The following is a 1,032-nucleotide window of genomic DNA, read 5'->3' as shown; positions in this document are numbered from 1 at the left end:
TAAATGATGACTGCACACATCTCTATCAACACTACTGACTAACTCTGAACAACTTGAAAACTCTGTAAATGCGGAACTGCCCATTAAGCTACCGGCAATGAAAGCATAACAAGGGAAGGCGCAAATTGCTGACAATAAAGCAACCGCTAAGCCAAGCCTGTGACTATTCATAACTATAACTTGAGACCTCGTCAAGGAAGAGCGGGTAGCAACATGTAGAGACTGCCCATGCGCAAGATTCGTGAAGTACTCAGACTCAAATTCGGGCACCGCCTCAGCGGGGTGGCCGGATGTACTGGAATCACTGGCCGGATGCTGCCGGATTGTGTGACCGAGTACTCTCGAATAGCCATGAGTTTATGACAAACTGCGGCAGATCGCGCTCCTTCAATGGAATATCGACTGTATCTCTCCTCAATCTGCAGACACATTTTGGTAACAACTGAAGTGCGGGAAGACCCAATCCCAATGTTGCAGCTAATGCCTGACTGGTATACCTTATCCAAGTCTGCTTGATACGTTTTGAACAATGGAACCAGGTTTGAGTTATAGCCAGCCCTCCAAGAAACAGGCCAGCACCTATGGATGCTTTCACCCATGTGGGTGTTTTTTCTGGTACTTCAAATCCTCTTAATTCAGCTGTGCCAGCAATGCTAATAACCGGACCGCTCGTATTATCTGCATCAGTAATAAGTTTGGATGAAGTGTAGGCCACCTGGGTTGTATAAAGAGAGGCTGAAGAAGAAGCGGACAAAAATGATGATGCAGATGAAATGGCTGTTGGCACAGCGTAATTACATGCAACATCAAAATCTGCCGAAGACCATGCGCTCACTGAAGCAAAACCTGTTCGATAAGTCTTCTCCAATGAAGATTCACAGCCATGTTCACCGGTATCACCTAATATCCACCCCCATGCCTGCTCTCTGTCTATTAATCCAAATGCTCCCTGAACCATATTAACGTCAGTACAATAACTGCCCCAGACGTCACCCATGTAGTAATCAGGATCCGATGGATAAGCTGAGCCAA

1 protein-coding gene is annotated in these 1,032 nt (G+C 46.2%); it reads right to left on the bottom strand.

The window, feature by feature from the left end:
- Positions 1-301 precede the first annotated feature (301 nt).
- A partial coding sequence (locus tag KDK17_RS14095; protein ID WP_257288322.1) for a hypothetical protein occupies positions 302-1,032 on the bottom strand: 731 nt, incomplete at its 5' end.

It is taken from the genome of Endozoicomonas sp. SESOKO2, assembly GCF_024606245.1.
Taxonomy (GTDB): Bacteria; Pseudomonadota; Gammaproteobacteria; order Pseudomonadales; family Endozoicomonadaceae; genus Endozoicomonas_A.
The sequence above is the reverse complement of the archived record's forward strand: the minus strand, read 5'-3'. Positions and strand labels throughout refer to the sequence as shown.